Source organism: Mycobacterium shunyiense (assembly GCF_058270035.1).
In genome coordinates this window covers 443,831-461,514 of record NZ_JBZDPT010000047.1, presented here as the reverse complement: position 1 = coordinate 461,514, position 17,684 = coordinate 443,831, and the positions used below count along the sequence as shown (strand labels likewise).

Annotated in this window: 21 protein-coding genes; 16 read left to right on the top strand and 5 right to left on the bottom strand. The window is 68.0% G+C overall.

Translation table 11 applies throughout. The features are described from left to right. Positions 1-42: 42 nt before the first annotated feature. Genes nadD through AC4ELS_RS29365 form a run of 5 tightly spaced genes read left to right on the top strand, consistent with a single transcriptional unit; the run spans position 43 to position 3,342 of the window. Complete coding sequence (gene nadD / locus AC4ELS_RS29385) at positions 43-690, top strand: nicotinate-nucleotide adenylyltransferase (protein ID WP_110777252.1); 648 nt, start codon at positions 43-45, stop codon at positions 688-690. Then, entirely contained in the window at positions 687-1,073 is a 387-nt protein-coding gene (gene rsfS / locus AC4ELS_RS29380) for a ribosome silencing factor (protein WP_064882484.1), read from the top strand. The genes nadD and rsfS overlap by 4 nt, the downstream gene beginning before the upstream one ends. A 7-nt stretch (positions 1,074-1,080) precedes the next feature. Then, on the top strand, positions 1,081-1,761 hold the full coding sequence (gene gpgP, locus AC4ELS_RS29375) for a glucosyl-3-phosphoglycerate phosphatase (RefSeq protein ID WP_499050499.1): 681 nt from the start codon (positions 1,081-1,083) through the stop codon (positions 1,759-1,761). Further along, a complete protein-coding gene (octT, locus tag AC4ELS_RS29370) occupies positions 1,751-2,500 on the top strand; it encodes a diglucosylglycerate octanoyltransferase (protein ID WP_064882480.1) in 750 nt (249 codons plus the stop codon). The genes gpgP and octT overlap by 11 nt, the downstream gene beginning before the upstream one ends. 2 nt (positions 2,501-2,502) lie before the next feature. Beyond that, a complete protein-coding gene (locus AC4ELS_RS29365; protein ID WP_064882479.1) occupies positions 2,503-3,342 on the top strand; it encodes a DegV family protein in 840 nt (279 codons plus the stop codon). Positions 3,343-3,505: 163 nt separating this feature from the next. Here the strand turns inward: AC4ELS_RS29365 and AC4ELS_RS29360 are convergent, their stop codons facing one another. Continuing rightward, positions 3,506-4,558: an NAD(P)H-dependent amine dehydrogenase family protein gene (locus tag AC4ELS_RS29360; protein WP_064882475.1), complete on the bottom strand. Its 1,053-nt coding sequence runs from the start codon at positions 4,556-4,558 to the stop codon at positions 3,506-3,508. A 132-nt stretch (positions 4,559-4,690) separates the two neighbouring features. On the opposite strand from AC4ELS_RS29360, the gene AC4ELS_RS29355 reads away from it, so the two are divergent. The 4 genes from AC4ELS_RS29355 to holA all read left to right on the top strand — a co-directional run bounded on the left by AC4ELS_RS29355 (position 4,691) and on the right by holA (position 8,957). Further along, positions 4,691-5,482, top strand: a complete 792-nt coding sequence (locus AC4ELS_RS29355; protein WP_448448865.1) for an SPFH domain-containing protein — start codon at positions 4,691-4,693, stop codon at positions 5,480-5,482. Between the two features lie 98 nt (positions 5,483-5,580). Then, positions 5,581-6,429: a helix-hairpin-helix domain-containing protein gene (locus AC4ELS_RS29350; protein ID WP_448448866.1), complete on the top strand. Its 849-nt coding sequence runs from the start codon at positions 5,581-5,583 to the stop codon at positions 6,427-6,429. Beyond that, a complete protein-coding gene (locus AC4ELS_RS29345) occupies positions 6,410-7,981 on the top strand; it encodes a ComEC/Rec2 family competence protein (protein WP_448448867.1) in 1,572 nt (523 codons plus the stop codon). The genes AC4ELS_RS29350 and AC4ELS_RS29345 overlap by 20 nt, the downstream gene beginning before the upstream one ends. A gap of 25 nt (positions 7,982-8,006) precedes the next feature. Next, on the top strand, positions 8,007-8,957 hold the full coding sequence (holA, locus tag AC4ELS_RS29340; RefSeq protein ID WP_499050828.1) for a DNA polymerase III subunit delta: 951 nt from the start codon (positions 8,007-8,009) through the stop codon (positions 8,955-8,957). A gap of 33 nt (positions 8,958-8,990) precedes the next feature. Here the strand turns inward: holA and rpsT are convergent, their stop codons facing one another. Then, the gene (gene rpsT, locus AC4ELS_RS29335) at positions 8,991-9,251 is read right to left on the bottom strand and encodes a 30S ribosomal protein S20 (RefSeq protein WP_055115535.1); all 261 of its coding nucleotides are present in this window, start codon (positions 9,249-9,251) and stop codon (positions 8,991-8,993) included. 237 nt (positions 9,252-9,488) lie between these two features. Here rpsT and AC4ELS_RS29330 point away from each other — a divergent pair, with 237 nt between their 5' ends. From AC4ELS_RS29330 to AC4ELS_RS29320, 3 genes are read left to right on the top strand one after another with little or no spacing between them, the layout of a single operon-like run. Continuing rightward, entirely contained in the window at positions 9,489-11,150 is a 1,662-nt protein-coding gene (locus AC4ELS_RS29330) for a circularly permuted type 2 ATP-grasp protein (protein ID WP_448448870.1), read from the top strand. Positions 11,151-11,166: 16 nt separating this feature from the next. Further along, positions 11,167-12,141 (top strand): alpha-E domain-containing protein, encoded by a 975-nt coding sequence (locus tag AC4ELS_RS29325; RefSeq protein WP_055115532.1) that lies wholly within the window; start codon positions 11,167-11,169, stop codon positions 12,139-12,141. Then, positions 12,142-12,981, top strand: coding sequence for a transglutaminase family protein (locus AC4ELS_RS29320; protein WP_448448871.1), 840 nt, complete (start codon positions 12,142-12,144; stop codon positions 12,979-12,981). It begins immediately after the preceding gene. Here the strand turns inward: AC4ELS_RS29320 and AC4ELS_RS29315 are convergent. Further along, on the bottom strand, positions 12,965-13,459 hold the full coding sequence (locus tag AC4ELS_RS29315) for a MarR family winged helix-turn-helix transcriptional regulator (protein WP_064882464.1): 495 nt from the start codon (positions 13,457-13,459) through the stop codon (positions 12,965-12,967). The two genes, AC4ELS_RS29320 and AC4ELS_RS29315, sit on opposite strands and share 17 nt — an antisense overlap. An 88-nt stretch (positions 13,460-13,547) precedes the next feature. Here AC4ELS_RS29315 and AC4ELS_RS29310 point away from each other — a divergent pair, with 88 nt between their 5' ends. Together AC4ELS_RS29310 and AC4ELS_RS29305 are read left to right on the top strand one after the other, a co-directional pair. Then, entirely contained in the window at positions 13,548-14,255 is a 708-nt protein-coding gene (locus tag AC4ELS_RS29310; RefSeq protein WP_448448872.1) for a hypothetical protein, read from the top strand. Between the two features lie 8 nt (positions 14,256-14,263). Continuing rightward, the gene (locus AC4ELS_RS29305) at positions 14,264-15,133 is read left to right on the top strand and encodes a TIGR03560 family F420-dependent LLM class oxidoreductase (protein ID WP_448448874.1); all 870 of its coding nucleotides are present in this window, start codon (positions 14,264-14,266) and stop codon (positions 15,131-15,133) included. Here AC4ELS_RS29305 and AC4ELS_RS29300 read toward each other — a convergent pair. Continuing rightward, entirely contained in the window at positions 15,100-15,960 is an 861-nt protein-coding gene (locus tag AC4ELS_RS29300; RefSeq protein WP_448448875.1) for a ribonuclease Z, read from the bottom strand. The genes AC4ELS_RS29305 and AC4ELS_RS29300 overlap by 34 nt on opposite strands. 156 nt (positions 15,961-16,116) lie before the next feature. On the opposite strand from AC4ELS_RS29300, the gene AC4ELS_RS29295 reads away from it, so the two are divergent. Continuing rightward, positions 16,117-16,548 (top strand): CBS domain-containing protein, encoded by a 432-nt coding sequence (locus tag AC4ELS_RS29295; protein WP_064960371.1) that lies wholly within the window; start codon positions 16,117-16,119, stop codon positions 16,546-16,548. Positions 16,549-16,768: 220 nt separating this feature from the next. Beyond that, positions 16,769-17,377, top strand: coding sequence for a GNAT family N-acetyltransferase (locus AC4ELS_RS29290; RefSeq protein ID WP_499050492.1), 609 nt, complete (start codon positions 16,769-16,771; stop codon positions 17,375-17,377). A 22-nt stretch (positions 17,378-17,399) separates the two neighbouring features. Here the strand turns inward: AC4ELS_RS29290 and AC4ELS_RS29285 are convergent, their stop codons facing one another. Next, positions 17,400-17,648, bottom strand: a complete 249-nt coding sequence (locus tag AC4ELS_RS29285) for a DUF6480 family protein (protein ID WP_064882454.1) — start codon at positions 17,646-17,648, stop codon at positions 17,400-17,402. Positions 17,649-17,684: the final 36 nt, after the last annotated feature.

The window sequence follows — 17,684 nt, the reverse complement described above, 5'->3', positions numbered from 1 at the left end:
GCCTGCGCGCCGCTTGTGAACGCTGCCGTAAGCTGCCTGTTCGTGGCTAGACGGCGCAGGATGGGTGTGATGGGTGGGACGTTCGATCCCATCCACAACGGGCACCTGGTCGCCGCCAGTGAGGTGGCCGACCTGTTCGATCTCGACGAGGTGGTATTCGTCCCGACGGGTCAGCCCTGGCAGAAACACGACCGGCGGGTCAGCGCGCCGGAGGACCGATATCTGATGACGGTGATCGCCACCGCGTCCAACCCGAGGTTCTCGGTCAGCCGCGTCGACATCGACCGGGGCGGGGCGACCTACACCAAGGACACCCTGCGTGATCTGCGTGACCTCAACGCCGACGCCGACCTGTATTTCATCACCGGAGCCGACGCCCTGGCCTCCATTCTGTCCTGGCAGAACTGGGAGGACCTGTTCTCCATGGCGAGGTTCGTCGGCGTCAGCCGGCCGGGCTACGAGTTGGACGGTGAACACATCGAGGCGGCGCTGCGTGAGCTGCCGCCGGACGCATTGACATTGGTCGAGGTGCCCGCGCTGGCCATCTCGTCCAGCGACTGTCGCAAGCGGGCCGAAGAAGACCGGCCGATCTGGTACCTGGTGCCCGACGGCGTGGTGCAGTACGTGGCCAAACGCGGGTTGTACTCCGCAGACGGAAAGGGTGAACACATCATGGAGCCGGTTCGATGAGCGCCACCGCTGAGGCCGTGGCGATGGCGACGGTGGCCGCCCAGGCTGCCTCGGCCAAGCTGGCCGACGATGTGGTCGTCATCGACGTGTCGGGGCAGTTGGTGATCACCGACTGCTTCGTGATCGCGTCGGCCTCCAACGAGCGTCAGGTCAATGCGATCGTCGACGAAGTCGAGGAAAAGATGCGGCTGGCCGGCTACAAGCCCGCGCGCCGCGAGGGCACCCGCGAGGGGCGCTGGACGCTGCTCGACTACGTGGACATCGTCGTGCACATCCAGCACCAGGACGAGCGGGAGTTCTATGCCCTGGAACGGCTGTGGCGGGACTGCCCGACCGTCCCGGTCGAGCTTGGTGGTCCGGCGGACCCGGAAATCACGGAATGAGGGCGCGATGAGGGTCCGTCGGCTGGTGCTGTTGCGCCACGGCCAGACCGAGTACAACGCGGGCAGCCGGATGCAGGGGCAGCTCGACACCGAGTTGTCCGATCTGGGCCGCGACCAGGCCGCTGCGGCGGCCGAGGTGCTGGCCAAGCGTCAACCGCTGTTGATCGTGTCCTCGGATCTCAAGCGTGCCCTGGATACCGCGATGGCCCTCGGCGATCGCGCCGGGATTGCGGTGGCCGTGGACAAGCGGTTGCGGGAGACGCATCTCGGGGACTGGCAGGGGCTGACGCACCAGGAGGTGGACACCGCCGCCCCGGGCGCCCGCGTGGCGTGGCGTGAGGACGCGCGGTGGGCACCGCACGGTGGCGAGAGCCGCGTCGACGTGGCCGGCCGCAGTGTTCCTGTTGTTGCTGAACTTGTTGCCGGGCAACCCGATTGGGGTCTGGATCAGGCCGGGGGAGGAGCAGACCGTCCGGTCGTGCTCGTCGCTCACGGCGGGCTCATCGCGGCGCTGACCGCCGGCCTGCTCGGCCTGCCGGTGGACAACTGGCCGGTGTTGGGCGGTATGGGTAACGCCAGCTGGGTTCAGTTGTCGGGGCACTCCGAAGACGACGGAGATTTCGACGACATCAAATGGCGGCTGGATGTGTGGAACGCCTCGGCACAGGTGGCCAACGATGTCCTCTGATCGCTCGTCCGACCGCAGGCCGGTGCTGCTGGTCTTCGCCGACTCCCTGTCCTATTTCGGTCCCACCGGTGGTCTGCCGTCCGATGATCCACGGATCTGGCCCAACATCGTGGCCGAGCAGCTGGGCTGGGACGTAGAACTCATCGGCCGGATCGGCTGGACCACCCGCGACGTCTGGTGGGCCTCGACCCAGGACCCGCGGGCGTGGGCGGCGTTGCCGCGCGCCGGTGCCGTGGTCTTTGCCACCAGCGGCATGGATTCGCTGCCCTCGCCGCTGCCGACGGCGCTGCGCGAGCTGATCCGGTACGTGCGTCCGGCCTGGTTGCGGCGCTGGGCGCGGGACGGCTACGGCTGGATTCAGCCGCGGTTGTCGCCAATCGCCCGGGCGGCACTGCCACCGCATGTGACAGTGGAGTATCTGGAGATGACGCGCAACGCCATCGATTTCAATCGACCGGGCATTCCGGTGGTGGCCTCGCTGCCGTCGGTGCACATCGCCGATACATACGGCAAGGCCCATCACGGACGTGAGCCCACGGTCAGGGCGATCACGGACTGGGCCGCCGAGCATGACGTGCCGTTGGTGGATCTCAAGGCCGCGGTGGCCGACGAGGTGCTGGGCGGGCGTGGCAATCCCGACGGCATCCACTGGAATTTCGAAGCGCACCGGGCGGTGGCCGAGCTGATGCTCAAGGGTCTTGCCGATGCCGGTGTGCCACAAATGGATTCCACCGACTGACGATGGCGGTCATGGTGGTGACCGACTCGACGGCGCGGTTGCGGCCCGAGTTGTGCGAACAATGGGGTATCCGGCAGGTGCCGTTGCACATCCTCGACGACGGCAACGACCTGCGCGACGGTATCGACCCGATGCCGACCGACATCCATGACCGGCCGCGCGTCACCACGTCCGGGGCGTCGCCTGCCGATCTGGCCGAGACCTATCGGCAGGCGCTGGCCGACAGCGACGGTGACGGTGTTGTCGCAGTGCATATTTCGGCGGCGCTGTCGGGCACTTACAGCACCGCGGCGGCCGTGGCCCGCGAGATCGGACAGGCTGTACGGGTGGTGAACTCCCGGGCTGCCGCCATGGGGGTGGGGTTCGTCGCACTGGCGGCCGCCGAATCGGCCCGGGCCGGTGGCTCACTCGACACGGTGGAGGCGGCAGCGCGTGCCGCGATCCCGCGCGGTCAGGCGTTCATCGTGGTGCACCGGCTCGACAATCTGCGGCGCAGTGGCCGGATCGGCGCGGCGGCATCGTGGTTGGGCACCGCACTGTCACTCAAGCCGCTGCTGCACCTCGACGTGGACGGCCGGCTGGTGCTCTCCCAGCGCATCCGGACGATATCGAAAGCGCATGCGGCACTTGTGGATCAGATCGCCGAAGCCGCGGGGGACCGGGCCGTGCGCGTGGTCGTGCACCACGTCGACAACCCGGACGGCGCCGAGGAGATCGCGGCGGCACTCACCGACCGGTTGCCGAACCTGCAGTCGCTGGCGGTGACGGACATGGGCGCAGTGCTGGCCGTGCATGTCGGTGGTGGCGCGGTGGGCGCCTGCATCACGGTGGCCGACGCGTAGTCCGGCGCCTGCCTGCGCTTGGGCTTGTCTGCCGTCCGGGCGCTTGCCCGCGCCGTTTTTCTACTCCAGGGCTGTGGATCGACGGCGCGCACAACCGTCAGGTAGAAATCGGCGCAGCGGAATGGCGCAAACGGCGCGGTATCAGCGCGTAATTGGGCAGGCGTCAGCCGGCGAACCGCCCGGTGACCGGCGGCAGATCCTTGAGCGTGAGGATGCCGGGCTTGGCGGCCACCACGGCGGGCACCGCATTGGTGACCGGCAGCGCGGTGTAGATCATGCCGAGCCCGTTGAGGCTGACCTCGCTCCAGTCCTTCGACGGCAGGCAGTACACCACCGTGCGCATGTTGGGCACCCCGAACACCTGGATCACGTGACCGTGCGCCACCGGCTTCGGCGGGGTGACGTGCTCGCCCATGATCCAGTTGAATCCGACGCTGACGACGTTCTTGTCGCCGACCCAGCCGCGGTGATACCCGTAGACACTGGCCACGGTGCCCTTGGGGATCTGCATGAACCCCAGGTCGGAGTCCTCGGTGGCCGGGGTGAACGTGACATCGAAGGTGATCCGGTCGAGCTTGGCGCCGATCGCGTCGGCCATCATCGCCGCCGACTCGGCGAACACTTCACTCTCGAGCCGGACACTCTCGGCCAGCCCGGGCGTCTCCGGGTCCTTGCCGAAGCCCATCGCGGCCATGGTTCCGGCCGATTCGTAGACCCCACAGTCGACGGACTCGGTGATCCGGATCTCGTCGACGCTCTCGCACGCGCTGGACAGCACCATGCCCATCATGTTGGTCAGGCCTGGATGCGCCCCGCTGCCGAAGATCGTGGAATTGCCTGTCTGGCAAGCCTTCTCGATGCGCTCCCGGTCTTCGGGGGACTGCTTGCCGCCGGTGATCCAGGCGGCGCTGGAACAGACGTTGACGCCGGCCTCCAACAGGCGGACCAGTTCGTCGACGCTGGGCCAGATCGGGTTGTAGCAGCAGGCGTCGGGCTTCAGGGCGATGAGCTCGTCGATGGAGTTGGTGGCCTTGATGCCGGTGGGCTCGGGCCAACCGGCCAGCTCGGCGGCATCCACACCCACCTTGTCGGCGCCGTACGCGTACACACCGACCAGTTCCATGTCGTCGCGGCCGATGATCGCGTGTAGCGAGCGTCGTCCGATATTGCCGGTGGTCCATTGGATGACTCGGATCGGCTTACCCGCTGCGGTCATGATCGCCTCCTCGCTGAGCGCTGGACTCTAGACACTATCGGTGACTTGTTCACTCGCGGTAGGCACACCACCGTCGCACAATCGAACTGTGGGGCGGGCTCGCCCCACGACGCCATGAATCGAGGTCAGATCATGGACATTCTCTATGCCCTCTCTGCGGCCGTTGCCGGCGCGATCGCCCTGCTCTGGCTCGGCGCGAACAATATCCGTGTGGTCAGACAGTACGAGCGCGGCGTGGTCTTCCGGTTCGGTCGAGTGCAGGACAACGTCCGGCAACCAGGGTTGACGATGCTCGTTCCGGTCGCCGACCGGCTGCAGAAGGTCAACATGCAGATCATCACGATGCCGGTTCCCGCGCAGGACGGCATCACCCGCGACAACGTCACCGTGCGGGTCGATGCGGTCATCTACTTCAACGTGATCGACCCGGTTCGCGCGGTGGTCGATGTCCAGGACTACATGTCGGCGATCGGCCAGGTGGCGCAGACCTCACTGCGGTCGATCATCGGCAAGAGCAACCTGGACGACCTGCTGTCCAACCGGGAGCGGCTCAACCAAGGCCTGGAACTGCTGATCGACAACCCGGCGGTGGGCTGGGGGATCCACATCGACCGGGTCGAGATCAAAGACGTCGTGCTGCCGGATTCGATGAAGCGGTCCATCGCGCGTCAAGCCGAGGCGGAACGGGAACGACGGGCCCGCGTCATCACCGCCGACGGCGAACTGCAGGCGTCGGAGAAACTCGCTGCCGCCGCCGATGTGATGGCGGCCGACCCGGCGGCCCTGCAGCTGCGGCTGTTGGAGACCGTCGTCGAAGTGGCTGCGGAGAAGAACTCCACCGTGGTTCTGCCGTTCCCGGTGGAACTGCTGCGGTACCTGGAGCGGGCGACGCCCCAGCAGCCTTCCACCAGAGTGGCGGGGTGACCACCCGGTAATCCCCAGCGCGCGATTCATCCACAGGAGTTGTGCGCCGGCGCCCCGGGCGCCTCGGATCGTCGTGGCCCGCACTTACCGTCGCGGGCATGGGAACCGAATTGTCGGTGGAGCGGCTCCGTCGTCTCGGCGGTGATGGTCGGGGCGGCGGAGATGACGCCGACGCCCAGAGCGACCGTGGCGAACAAGGCGCCGCGTCCGAGAGCGCGCTGTCGAGATGGCTGCCCGATACGACACCGGGGGACGGCCCGGGCTGGTTGACGAGGGTCCGGGCGGACCCCGGACGTGCCGGCGCCGTGGTGCTGGCCGGCGTCGGGGTCCTCGCGATCCTGGTCACCGTTTTCACCTTGATCCGTCAGCAGGCACCGCCGGTCGCCTCGGCCAATCTGCCACCGGTGCAAATGGTTTCGTCGGCGGTACCGACACCGGATGCGAACGCCCCGCCAGGACCGGTGGTGGTCAGCGTGGTCGGGTTGGTGCACAAGCCCGGTCTGGTGACCCTGCAATCCGGGGCGAGGATCGCCGATGCGCTGGAGGCCGCCGGTGGCCCACTCGACGGTGCCGACCTGATCGGGCTGAACATGGCCCGCCGGGTCGGCGACGGCGAGCAGATCGTGGTCGGCATCGACCCGCCGCCGGGACAACCGGCGACCATGGGCAGTTCGGTAGCCGGCGACGCGTCGACTTCCAGGCAACCCGGTGTGCCGCAGAAAGGGGCTTCGAAAGCCACGCCCGGCGCGCCTTCGGGGCCGGTGGACCTCAACACGGCGACGGTCGAGGACCTCGACACGCTGCCCGGTGTCGGTCCGGTGACCGCCGAGGCGATCGTGGCCTGGCGGTCTGCGCATGGTCGGTTCGACAGTGTCGATCAACTCGGCGACGTGGACGGGATCGGTCCGGCGCGGCTGGAGAAACTGCGTGAGCTGGTCCGGGCGTGACGCTTCCGACAGGGACGGGCCCGCCGACGACGGGTGGGTCGCGGGGCAGCCACTGGATCTGCGCCTCGTCCCGGCCGCTCTGACCGCGTGGTCGGTGTCGGCGGCGACCATCGTCTGGGGCGCGGGTGTCGCGGTGGTGGTGGGCCTCGGCGCAGTGGGGTTGACCTGGCTGGCCGCCCGGTGTGGAGACGATGAGGGCGCGGGTGTCGCCGCTGCGATTCTGGCGGTGGCGGCCGTCGCGGGCGGATTCGGCGTCGCAGTCGGACTGCGCGTGCATCAGGTCGAACACCACCCGATCGGTCGCCTCTACGGCGCAACCGGGACAGTCGAGGTCGTGCCCGCCGAGACCCCGCGGACGATCAGCGGCGGCCGGGTGATGTTCCGGGCCGGGCTGCATCGGGTCGACCAGGCCCCGATGGCGGGGCGCGTCCTGGTGTTCGCACCACCGGGCTTCGGGGCGGTCGATCCGGGGCGTCCGGCGACGTTCCGGGCGGCCGTGGGGCGTCCGGGCCGGAGGGATCTGAGCGTGGCCGTGCTGTCGGCGTCGGGTCAGCCGTCGCTGGGCGAGGCATCGGCTGTGCAGCGCGCCGCCCAACGGATCCGTGCCGGCTTCGCCGAGGCGGCCCGTGCGGTGCTGCCCGCCGATCAGGCGGCCATGCTTCCCGCGTTGGTGCTGGGGGACACCTCGACGGTCACCGGCGCGACGACCGCACAGTTCCGCACCGCGGGTCTGACCCATCTGACGGCGGTGTCGGGCGCCAACGTGACCATCGTGTGCGGTGCGCTGCTGCTCAGCGCGGCACTGATCGGGCCACGAGCGGCCGTGCTGCTCGCGGGCGCCGGGCTGGTCGGGTTCGTCATCGTCGTGCAGCCCTCGGCCAGCGTGTTGCGGGCCGGGGTGATGGGGGCGGTGACCCTGCTCGCGGTGTTGACCCACCGGCGTCGGCGGGCGGTACCCGCATTGGCCGCCAGCGTGATCGCGCTGATGATCGCCACCCCCGAACTCGCGGTCGACGTCGGGTTCGCGTTGTCGGTGTGGGCGACTGCGGGCATCGTCGTCCTGGCGCCGGTGTGGTCGGGCCGGCTGCAAGCTCGTGGCTGGCCGCGCCCGGTGGCGGCGGCGGTCAGCGTTGCGGTGGTGGCCCAACTGGTGACCGCGCCCCTGGTGGCCGGGATCTCGGGGACGGTCAGCCTGGTGGCGGTCGCCGCCAATCTCGCAGTGGCTTGGGTGATTCCGCCGATCACCGTCCTCGGCACCGCGGCGGCCGTGTGCTCGACGGTCTGGCCGGGTGCAGCCCAACTGCTGATCCGGTTCACCGGGCCGGAGCTGTGGTGGCTGTTGTCGGTGGCCCGCTGGGCTGCGGCCTTGCCTGCGGCTGCCGTGCCGTCGCCTTCGGGGTTGGCCGGCGTGGTGTCGGTGGCGCTGGGCGGGGTGGCCTTGACGGTGTTGTGGCGGCTGCGCTGGATGCGTCGCGGGTTGGCCGCGGTGGTGTTCGGGTTGCTGGCCTGGGCGCTGGCAGGCCACGTGGTCGGGGCTGTCGGGTCGGCGTGACACGATCATCGGTGTGAGCGAACAGATCGACGGTCTGCACCTGGTTCTGGGCGATGAGGAACTGCTGGTCGAGCGTGCGGTGGGGGCGGTGCTGCGGGCGCTGCGGCAGCAGGCCGGGTCCGATGACGTTCCGGTGGACCGGATGCGGGCCGGTGAGGTCAGCACCAGCGAGCTCGCCGAGCTGTTGAGTCCATCGCTGTTCGCCGAGGAACGCCTGGTGGTGCTCGAGGCGGCCGCCGAGGCGGGCAAGGATGCCGTGGCCCTGATCGCTTCGACCGCAGCCGATCTGCCACCCGGCACGGTGCTGTGTGTCATCCATTCCGGTGGAGGACGGGCCAAGGCGCTGGCCGATCAATTGAAAAAGCTTGGTGCACAGGTGCATCCGTGCGCGAAGATCAGCAAGCCGGCCGAGCGTGCGGATTTTGTGCGGGCCGAGTTCCGCCAGTTGCGGGCCAAGGTGTCCGACGACACGGTCACCGCGGTGCTCGACGCGGTCGGCTCGAACATCCGTGAGCTCGCCGCGGTGTGCTCACAACTCGTGGCCGACACCGCAGGCCAGGTCGACGCGGTCGCGGTGCGCCGCTATCACAGCGGCAAGGCGGAGGTGAAGGGCTTCGACATCGCCGACAAGGCGGTGACCGGAGATGTCGCGGGGGCCGCTGAGGCGTTGCGGTGGGCGATGCTGGCCGGCGAGCCACAGGTGGTCCTGGCCGATGCGCTGGCCGAGGCGGTGCACACGATCGCGCGGGTGGGTCCGCTCTCGGGAGATCCGTACCGGCTGGCCGGTGAACTGGGGATGCCGCCCTGGCGGGTGCAGAAGGCCCAGAAGCAGGCGCGCCGATGGTCGCGGGACTCGGTGGCCGAGGCCATGCGGGTGGTCGCCGCGCTCAACGCAGACGTAAAGGGCGCAGCGGCAGATGCCGACTACGCCCTTGAAACAGCGGTACGCCGGGTGGCGGAACTCGCCACCCGGTGAACCGGGAAAACTATTTCGGGTTGAACCGAAGGATCAGAGCTTGTTCAGCGCCAGGGCCAGGGCCGACTTCTTGTTGGCAGCCTGGTTGGCATGGATGACGCCCTTGCTGGCGGCCTTGTCGAGCTTGCGGCTGGTCGACACCAGCAACTCGGCGGCCTTGTCCTTCTCGCCCGCGTCGATGGCCTCGCGGAAGCCGCGCACGGCGGTACGCAGCGACGACTTCACCGACTGGTTACGCAGCCGACGACGCTCGTTGGTGAGGATGCGCTTTTCCTGCGACTTGATGTTGGCCACGTAAAAATTCCTTCGTAATTCTCTAGCTGGGGTTACCGAAGTCTGGGTGCGCACACCCGCACTGCGGGCAGCGACTGTTCAGGGTACCAGCGAGGCATCCGAACTCCCAAAGCGGCGCCGGCCGAACATGGGCTGCCCGCGCCCCGGTTCCGAACACTTGTACCACGTCAATCGGCCTTTGGCCTGCCGAAACGGGCTGCGCCGTTGACCCGGCGAAACGGCGTCAGGTGCGGCAGCATGGCAAGGGTGAGCCTGAGAACAGTCCGTACCGAAGGGCCAGGATCGAACGGGTCCGGCCCGGCCGGACGACGTGCCGCTTCGGCGCGCCGCGTCAGACATCAGGGCGTCTTCGACGGCTACAACCAACTTGGCCGCTACTCGGAGGCCTTCGACGAGATGTTCGACGGCTCTGGCAACGTGCGCGGACCGTACAAGGGGATCTTCGCCGAGCTTGCTCCGTCGGACGCCTCGGAGCTGCGGTCGCGGTCGGACGCGCTTGGGCGGGCGTTCATCGATCAGGGCATCACATTCTCGTTGTCGGGGCAGGAGCGGCCGTTCCCGCTCGACCTGGTGCCACGGGTCATCTCGGCGGCTGAATGGTCCCGACTGGAACGGGGCATCACCCAGCGGGTCAAGGCGCTGGAGATGTATCTCGACGACATCTACGGCGAGCAGGAGATCCTGCGCGACGGCGTGATCCCGCGTCGGCTGGTCACGTCGTGTGAGCACTTCCACCGGGAAGCCGCGGGCATCGTCCCGCCCAACGGGGTGCGCATCCACGTCGCGGGCATCGACCTGATCCGTGACGACAAGGGTGACTTCCGGGTGCTCGAGGACAACCTGCGGTCGCCGTCCGGGGTGTCCTATGTGATGGAGAACCGGCGCACGATGGCGCGCGTCTTCCCGAACCTGTTCGCCACCCACCGGGTGCGCGCGGTCGGCGACTACTCGTCGCACCTGCTGCGGGCGCTGCTCAACGCCGCACCCACCAACGTCGCGGACCCGACTGTCGTGGTGCTCACCCCCGGCGTCTACAACTCGGCCTACTTCGAGCATTCGCTGCTGGCCCGGCAGATGGGGGTCGAGTTGGTCGAGGGTCGCGACCTGTTCTGCCGTGACAACGCCGTCTACATGCGCACCACGGAGGGCGAGCGTCAGGTCGATGTCATCTACCGACGCATCGACGACGCGTTCCTCGACCCGATGCAGTTCCGGCCCGACTCGGTGCTGGGGGTGGCGGGTCTGCTCAACGCGGCCCGGGCCGGCAACGTCGTGATCTCCAGCGCGGTGGGCAACGGGGTCGGCGACGACAAGCTCGTCTACACCTACGTCCCGACGATCATCGAGTACTACCTGGGCGAGAAGCCGGTGCTGGCCAATGTCGACACCTACCGCTGCTGGGTGGACGCCGAACGGGAAGAGGTGCTCGACCGGATCGACGAACTCGTCATCAAGCCGGTGGAAGGTTCGGGTGGGTACGGGATCGTGTTCGGTCCGGACGCCTCGGCCAAGGAACTGACGGCGACCGCCAGGAAGATCCGCAACGACCCGCGCGGCTGGATCGCCCAGCCGGTGATGCAGCTGTCCACCGTGCCCACCCAGATCGGCGACAAGCTGGCACCCCGGCACGTGGATCTGCGCCCGTTCGCGGTCAACGACGGCAACGACGTCTGGGTCCTGCCCGGCGGGCTGACCCGGGTGGCGCTGCCGGAAGGGTCTCTGGTGGTCAATTCCAGCCAGGGCGGTGGGTCGAAGGACACCTGGGTGCTGGCGTCGCGGGCATCGGCGGCGGATCGCGAGCTCGCCGCGGCCGAGGTGGTGCGGTCCCTGCCGGAATCCGCCAAGGGGCCCAAAAGTGATGGCGCAGCTGATGGTTCGTCGTCTCAACAACAGCAGTAACAGGGGGTGGTGGTAGATGCTGGCGCGCAATGCCGAGTCGTTGTACTGGATCGGGCGCTATGTGGAGCGGGCCGACGACACCGCACGCATCCTCGATGTCACGGTGCACCAGCTGTTGGAGGACTCCAGCGTCGACCCCGACGTGGCCTCACGCACGCTGCTGCGGGTGCTCGGGATCGAGCCACCGACCCGGCGCCTGGACGTGTGGTCGTTGACCGACATCGTGGCGTTCAGCCGCGACAGTGGGGGAAACTCGATCGTCGACTCAATTTCGGCTGCCCGCGAGAATGCCCGCGGGGCCCGCGAAGTCACCTCGACCGAGATCTGGGAGTGTCTCAACACCACCTACAACGCGCTCGCCGAGCGGGAACGCGCGGCCAAACGCCTGGGCCCCCACGAGTTCCTGTCCTATGTCGAGGGGCGTGCGGCGATGTTCGCAGGCCTGGCCGATTCGACGTTGAGCCGCGACGACGGGTACCGGTTCATGCTGCTGGGCCGCGCGATCGAGCGGGTCGACATGACCGTCCGGTTGCTGCTGTCGCGGGTCGGGGACAGCGGGTCGTCGCCTGCCTGGGTCACGTTGCTGCGCTCGGCCGGGGCCCATGACACCTACCTACGTACCTACCGCGGCGTGCTCGACGCCGGTCGGGTGGTCGAGTTCATGCTCCTGGATCGTCTGTTCCCCCGGTCGATCTTCTATTCGCTGCGGTTGGCCGAACACAGTCTCGACGAGTTGCTCAACCGGCCGCACAGCCGGCTGGGGGCCACCGCCGAGGCGCAGCGGCTGTTGGGCCGGGCGCGCAGTGAGCTCGAGTTCCTGCAGCCGGGGGCGCTGCTGGAATCGTTGGATGCCCGGCTGGCCGGGTTGCAGAAGACTTGCCGCGATGTCGGAGAAGCGTTGGCACTGCAGTACTTCCACTCCGCACCCTGGGTGGCTTGGACCGACGCCGGTCACGGGGATGTGGTTGTGATCGAGGAGGGCGAGGTTTAGATGTGGCGGCTACGGGTGGTGCACTCGACCGGATATGCCTACAAGTCGGCGGTGACGGCGTCTTTCAACGAGGCCAGATTGACCCCGCGGTCGGATTCGCGTCAGAACGTCATCCTCAACCGCGTCGAGACCATTCCGGCGACCAGGTCCTACCGGTACGTCGACTATTGGGGTACCGCGGTGACGGCCTTCGACCTGCACGCTCCGCACACCGAGTTGGAGGTGTCGGGGTCCTCGGTGGTCGAGACCGACGTCGCGGAGAAACCCGAGGAGTTGGCCGGCTGGGATGACCTGGATACCGAGGCCGTGATCGACCGGTTCGACGAGGTGCTCAGTCCGACTCACTACACACCGCACAGCAAGCGGATCGCGCGCGTGGGACAGCGGATCGCCAAGGAGCACGACCCGTTCGAGGCGGTCGGGGCGGTGGCGCAGTGGGTGCGCAGCGAACTCGACTATGTGTCGGGTACCACCGGGGTGCACTCCTCGGGTCTGGATGCCCTGCGCGAGGGCAAGGGCGTGTGTCAGGATTTCGCCCATCTGTCGTTGATCATGTTGCGGTCCATGGGAATTCCGGCACGGTATGTGTCCGGTTACCTGCATCCGTCGCGGGAGGCGGTGGTGGGGGACACCATCGACGGTCAGAGTCACGCCTGGATCCAGGCCTGGACCGGCGGCTGGTGGCACTACGACCCGACGAACGACTCCAAGATCAATGAGCAGTACGTCAGTATCGGTGTGGGCCGGGACTATTCGGATGTGGCCCCGCTCAAGGGAATCTATTCGGGTGAGGGTTCGACGGATCTCGATGTGGTCGTGGAGGTCACTCGGCTGGCTTGAGCCGGCCCGCACCCGCGCGGCCCAGGTTGCGAAAGCCGGGGTGCACGTGCGGTGCCAGCTCGTGGTGCACGGCGAGGGTCTGCAACAGTACGTGGAGGTTGTCCCGTTGGGCGGCGTCGAGGCCTGCGGTCATGCGCTCATCGTGCCGGCGCGCCAGCTCGCCGATGCGGCGCAGTGTCTTCTTTCCCGCGGTGCTGAGGTACAGCGCGTGTAGTCGGCGGTCGTCGGGATTGCGGCGTCGTTCGACGTAGCCGCGGTCCTCGAGGTCGTCGACGTAGCTCACCACCCGGCTGGGCAACAGGCTCAGTTGGGTGCTCAGGGCCTGCTGACTGAGGCCGGGCTGCCCGCCGATGGCGCGCAGGATGCCGGCGTGCGGAGGGGTGAGCTCGAGGGTCTCCATCTGCTCGGCGAACAGTGTCGCCGCCCGGTGGCCGAGTTGTGCCAGCAGGAATGCGATGGTGTCCGGCCCAGTTTCCACATCGAAACCGTATCACCGCCAAATGGTTCACAACTGAAAACATTCGGGCCCTTGCCGCCGGTGTGACTACAGGCATATCGTTCAAGTCATGAACGATTCAACGGATGATCGAATCCAGTCCCCACGGCGCGGGGGTCCTCAAGGTGGACCGCCCTTGGCCCCGCTGGCCGCGGTCTCGCTCGCGTTGGTGCTGGTCGGGCTGGGCGTCGGCGTTGCGCTCGGCGGGGTGATGCCGTTGCCGTACGGGGCGGCCGTAGATGTCCTCCGATATGTCCACGACCATCACGGAGCGGTGCAGGCCAGTGCGGTGGGAACGTTCGCGGCGTCGGTACCGCTGGCGATCTACGCCGCGACGGCGAGCACCCGGTTGCGGCAGCTCGGCGTGACGGCACCTGGTGCGACCATCGCCCTGGCGGGCGGTGTTCTCGCCTCCGGATCACTCGCGTTGGCCGGGCTGATCTGCTGGACGATGTCGCGGCCAGAGGTGGCGGTCGACGACGGTCTGATTCGCGCGCTGTACTACCTGGTGTTCCTGACGGGCGGGGTTGGGCACATCGTCGCGCTCGGACTGCTGCTCGCCGGGATCGCGGTGCCCGGCCTCATCCTCGGACTGTTGCCGCGGTCGCTGGCCTGGACCGGTTTGGCCATCGCCGCGCTGGCCGAGGTGGCCACGCTGGTACTGATCTGGCCAGAAGCCGCGGTGATCCTGCCGATCGCCCGGTTCACGGGCCTGATCTGGCTCATCGTCGCCGGTGCGCTCCTGCCGAAGCGTCGGGCGCAGGTGCGGCACGGATGAAGCTCAGCGTGAGTGTCACGAACTATTCGTGGCCGGAACCGATTCACGAGCGGCTTGCCGAGCTGGCGACGTTCCTCGACCGCACCGCCGTCGACACCCTGTGGGTGGCCGATCATCTCGTGCAGACGGATCCCTCCTGCCGGACCGACGAGCCGATGCTCGAGGCGTACACGGTGCTCGGTTACCTCGCTGCGGCGACGCGGCACATCCGGTTGGGCACGATGGTGACCGCGGCGACCTTCCGCGCGCCCGCCCTGTTGATCAAGACGGTGACGACGCTCGACGTGCTGTCGAACGGGCGGGCGTGGCTCGGCGTCGGTGCGGGCTACAACAGCGCCGAGGCCACCGCGATGGGATTGTTCCTACCTGACACGGGGGAGCGGTTCGAACGGATGACCGAACTGCTGCAATTGGCCGGTCAGATGTGGCGCGGCGACCAAACCGCTTTCCGCGGCGAGTATCTGACCGTGTCGCAGCCGGTCGGCAGCCCACTACCCGTGACCGCGCCGCGTCCGCCTGTGCTGATCGGCGGGACCGGAGAACGACGCACACTGCGGCTGGTCGCCCAGTACGGCGATGCCTGCAACCTGTTCGACGTACCCGACGGCGGCGCCACGATCGCAAGGCAGCTCGACGTTCTCGACCGACACTGCACGGATGTCGGCCGGCCGGCCCACCAGATCGAGCGGACGGTGACCACGGCACTTCACGACGACGAGCGGTCCGACGCGCTCGCCGAACGCTGCCACGCGTTGGCCGACTTGGGAATCCAGCACGTTGTGGTCATCGCCCGCGGCCGACCGCTGACCGATGCCGACCTCAATTGTGTTGCGGGCGCAGCGGATCAGCTGCGCGCCTTGGTACACACTCCGGGATGAACCTGGACCCGGTGCAGATCGTCACCCAATTCGATCTGTCGGTCGAATTCCGATGCGGCCAACTCCCGCCACTGGTCCTCGGTGCCCGGCGCGATCGCCGGAACGTAGTGGGTCAGGATCAGGATGCCCACTCCGGCCCTAGCGGCGGTGGCGGCCGCTTCTTCCACCGACGAGTGGTAGTCACAGATGTCGCGGATCCGTTGCATCGGAAGCTGATTCACCAGGTCTTTGCGAATCACGGTGTGCACCAGGGCTCCCGCGCCGGCGGCCAACGTATCGAGGCTCTCGCACGGCACGGTGTCGCCGGCCAGCACCACGGACGCGCCGGCATGCTCGACCCGGAACCCGATGGTCGGTGTCACCGGCCGGTGATCGGTGGGCGCGGCCTGGATGTGCACCCCGTCCTGATCCCAGACCGCACCTGTGGTGTGTTCATGTACCTCCACGGGTGGCGGAGCCGTCAGATCCGCGTGATGGGCGATGCGGTAACCGATGTCATGCCCGAAGGCCCGCAGTGTCGCGTCGACCACCTCGGCGGTGCCCGGGGGACCGATGATCGTCAGGGGCGCAGCGTCCGGGGCGAACGTACTCACCCAGCGGGTGATGATCACGTCGCCGAGGTCGGCGATGTGATCGCTGTGCAGATGAGTCAGGAGCAGCGCGCTGAGCTGGTTGGCGCCTGACCCTGCGGCAGCCAGGCGTTGCAGCACACCACGCCCGCAGTCGATCAGAAATGTCTGGCCCCCGGCGCGGACCAGGGTTGACGGTCCGGCCCGCTCCGGATCGGGAATCGGGCTACCGGTGCCGAGCAGCGTGACCTCGATCATGGCCCCATTCCTACTCCGTTCCGGGATCGGACATGCGCGAAAAGGCTGCTCGTCGGCTTGGTCGCACCGGATGTTCGTGACCTCCCGCGTGGCCCCTTTCTTCCTGACCGCCATCGACATAGCCTGATGTGAGGTGGATCACGATGGAGGCTGCCGATGCGAATCGCGGACGTGCTGAAAAACAAGGGCACGGCGGTGGTGACGATTTCGCCGGAGACCACGGTGACCGAGCTGCTGGCCGGGCTGGACGAGCTGAACATCGGCGCCATGGTGGTGATGGGCCCCGACGGGCTGGCCGGCATCGTCTCGGAACGCGATGTGGTCCGCAAGCTGCACGAGCGGGGCAGCAGCCTGCTGGCACAACCCGTGTCGGAGATCATGACCACGGTGGTGGCGACCTGCACGCCACGCGACACCGTCGATCACCTCAGCGCGTTGATGACCGAGAACCGGGTGCGCCACATCCCGGTCCTCGACCGCGGCAGGCTGGCCGGCATCGTCAGCATCGGGGACATCGTCAAAACCCGGATGGAAGAACTCGAGGCCGAGCAGGAACAGCTGCAGGCCTACATCACCCAGAGCCGTTGACCCGGCAAATCAGGCGATCCCGACGCTGTTGAGCGGGTCGATGGCACCACGGCGATCGGTGAACACCTTGCCGGGCAACGGCATTGGGATCTTGCGGAGACTCTGTGCGTCGCCGTAGTGCGCCCGGCCTCACCGAGGAACTATCGCCGCCGTCGGGGCGACCTGCCCCAGGAGGCGGCTGACCCGGCGCAGTAGGTGAAACGTGTGCGATGGTGGGCTGGTGGCTGCCATCGATGTCCATCCGCCGAACAAGACCGACGTGAAGCGGCTCTCCGCGGTCTTGGCCCGGGCCTTTCACAATGACCCCGTGATGTCGTGGATCCTGGCCGACGACACGCGCCGCGCCAAGGGACTGCCGCGGCTCTTCGCCGCGATCACACGCCACCACTTCCTCGCCGGTGGTGGTGCCGAAGTGGCCGTCCGCGACGGTCAGATCGGCGGGGCAGCGCTGTGGGACGGGCCGGGCCGTTGGAAGCAGACTCCGGGCGAGGAACTGCGGATGCTGCCCACGATGGTGTTGGCATTCGGCCGCGACATGCGGCGAGGCCAACAGGTCGTCGAGCTCATGAAGCGGCACCATCCCGAGGAGCCGCACTGGTATCTCGCGGTGATCGGCAGCGATCCGACGGTGCGCGGTGGCGGGTTCGGGCACGCTCTCATGCAGTCCCGGCTGGACGGGGTCGACGCCGAACACGCTCCGGCGTATCTGGAATCGAGCAACCCCGACAACGTTCCCTACTACCTGCGTTTCGGGTTCGAGGTCACCGGGGAGATCGTGCTGCCCGACGGCGGACCCGTGATGACTGCGATGTGGCGCCGGCCGCGGTAGAGCAAATCGGCCGGCAGCCTGGCTATCCGAATACGCCGGTCATCTTCATGATCAGCAACACACCGACCGCGACGAACACCGCGATGAGCAGCACCACCCCGATGATCGCGGCCACCGAAGTGGGGCTGTACCGGTGCCTGGGTCGCGGGGCGGGTTCGCCCAGGCCCGAGGTTTGCGCCGAGTCGGGCGGGGTGGCGCCGGGAGCGACACCGCCGCCGGGTTCCAGATCGGGAATCTCGGCCGGATCGGGATCGGGTGGTAGCGCAGTCATGGCCTAGGAGTGCCCGCTGACGCCGATTTGATGCAT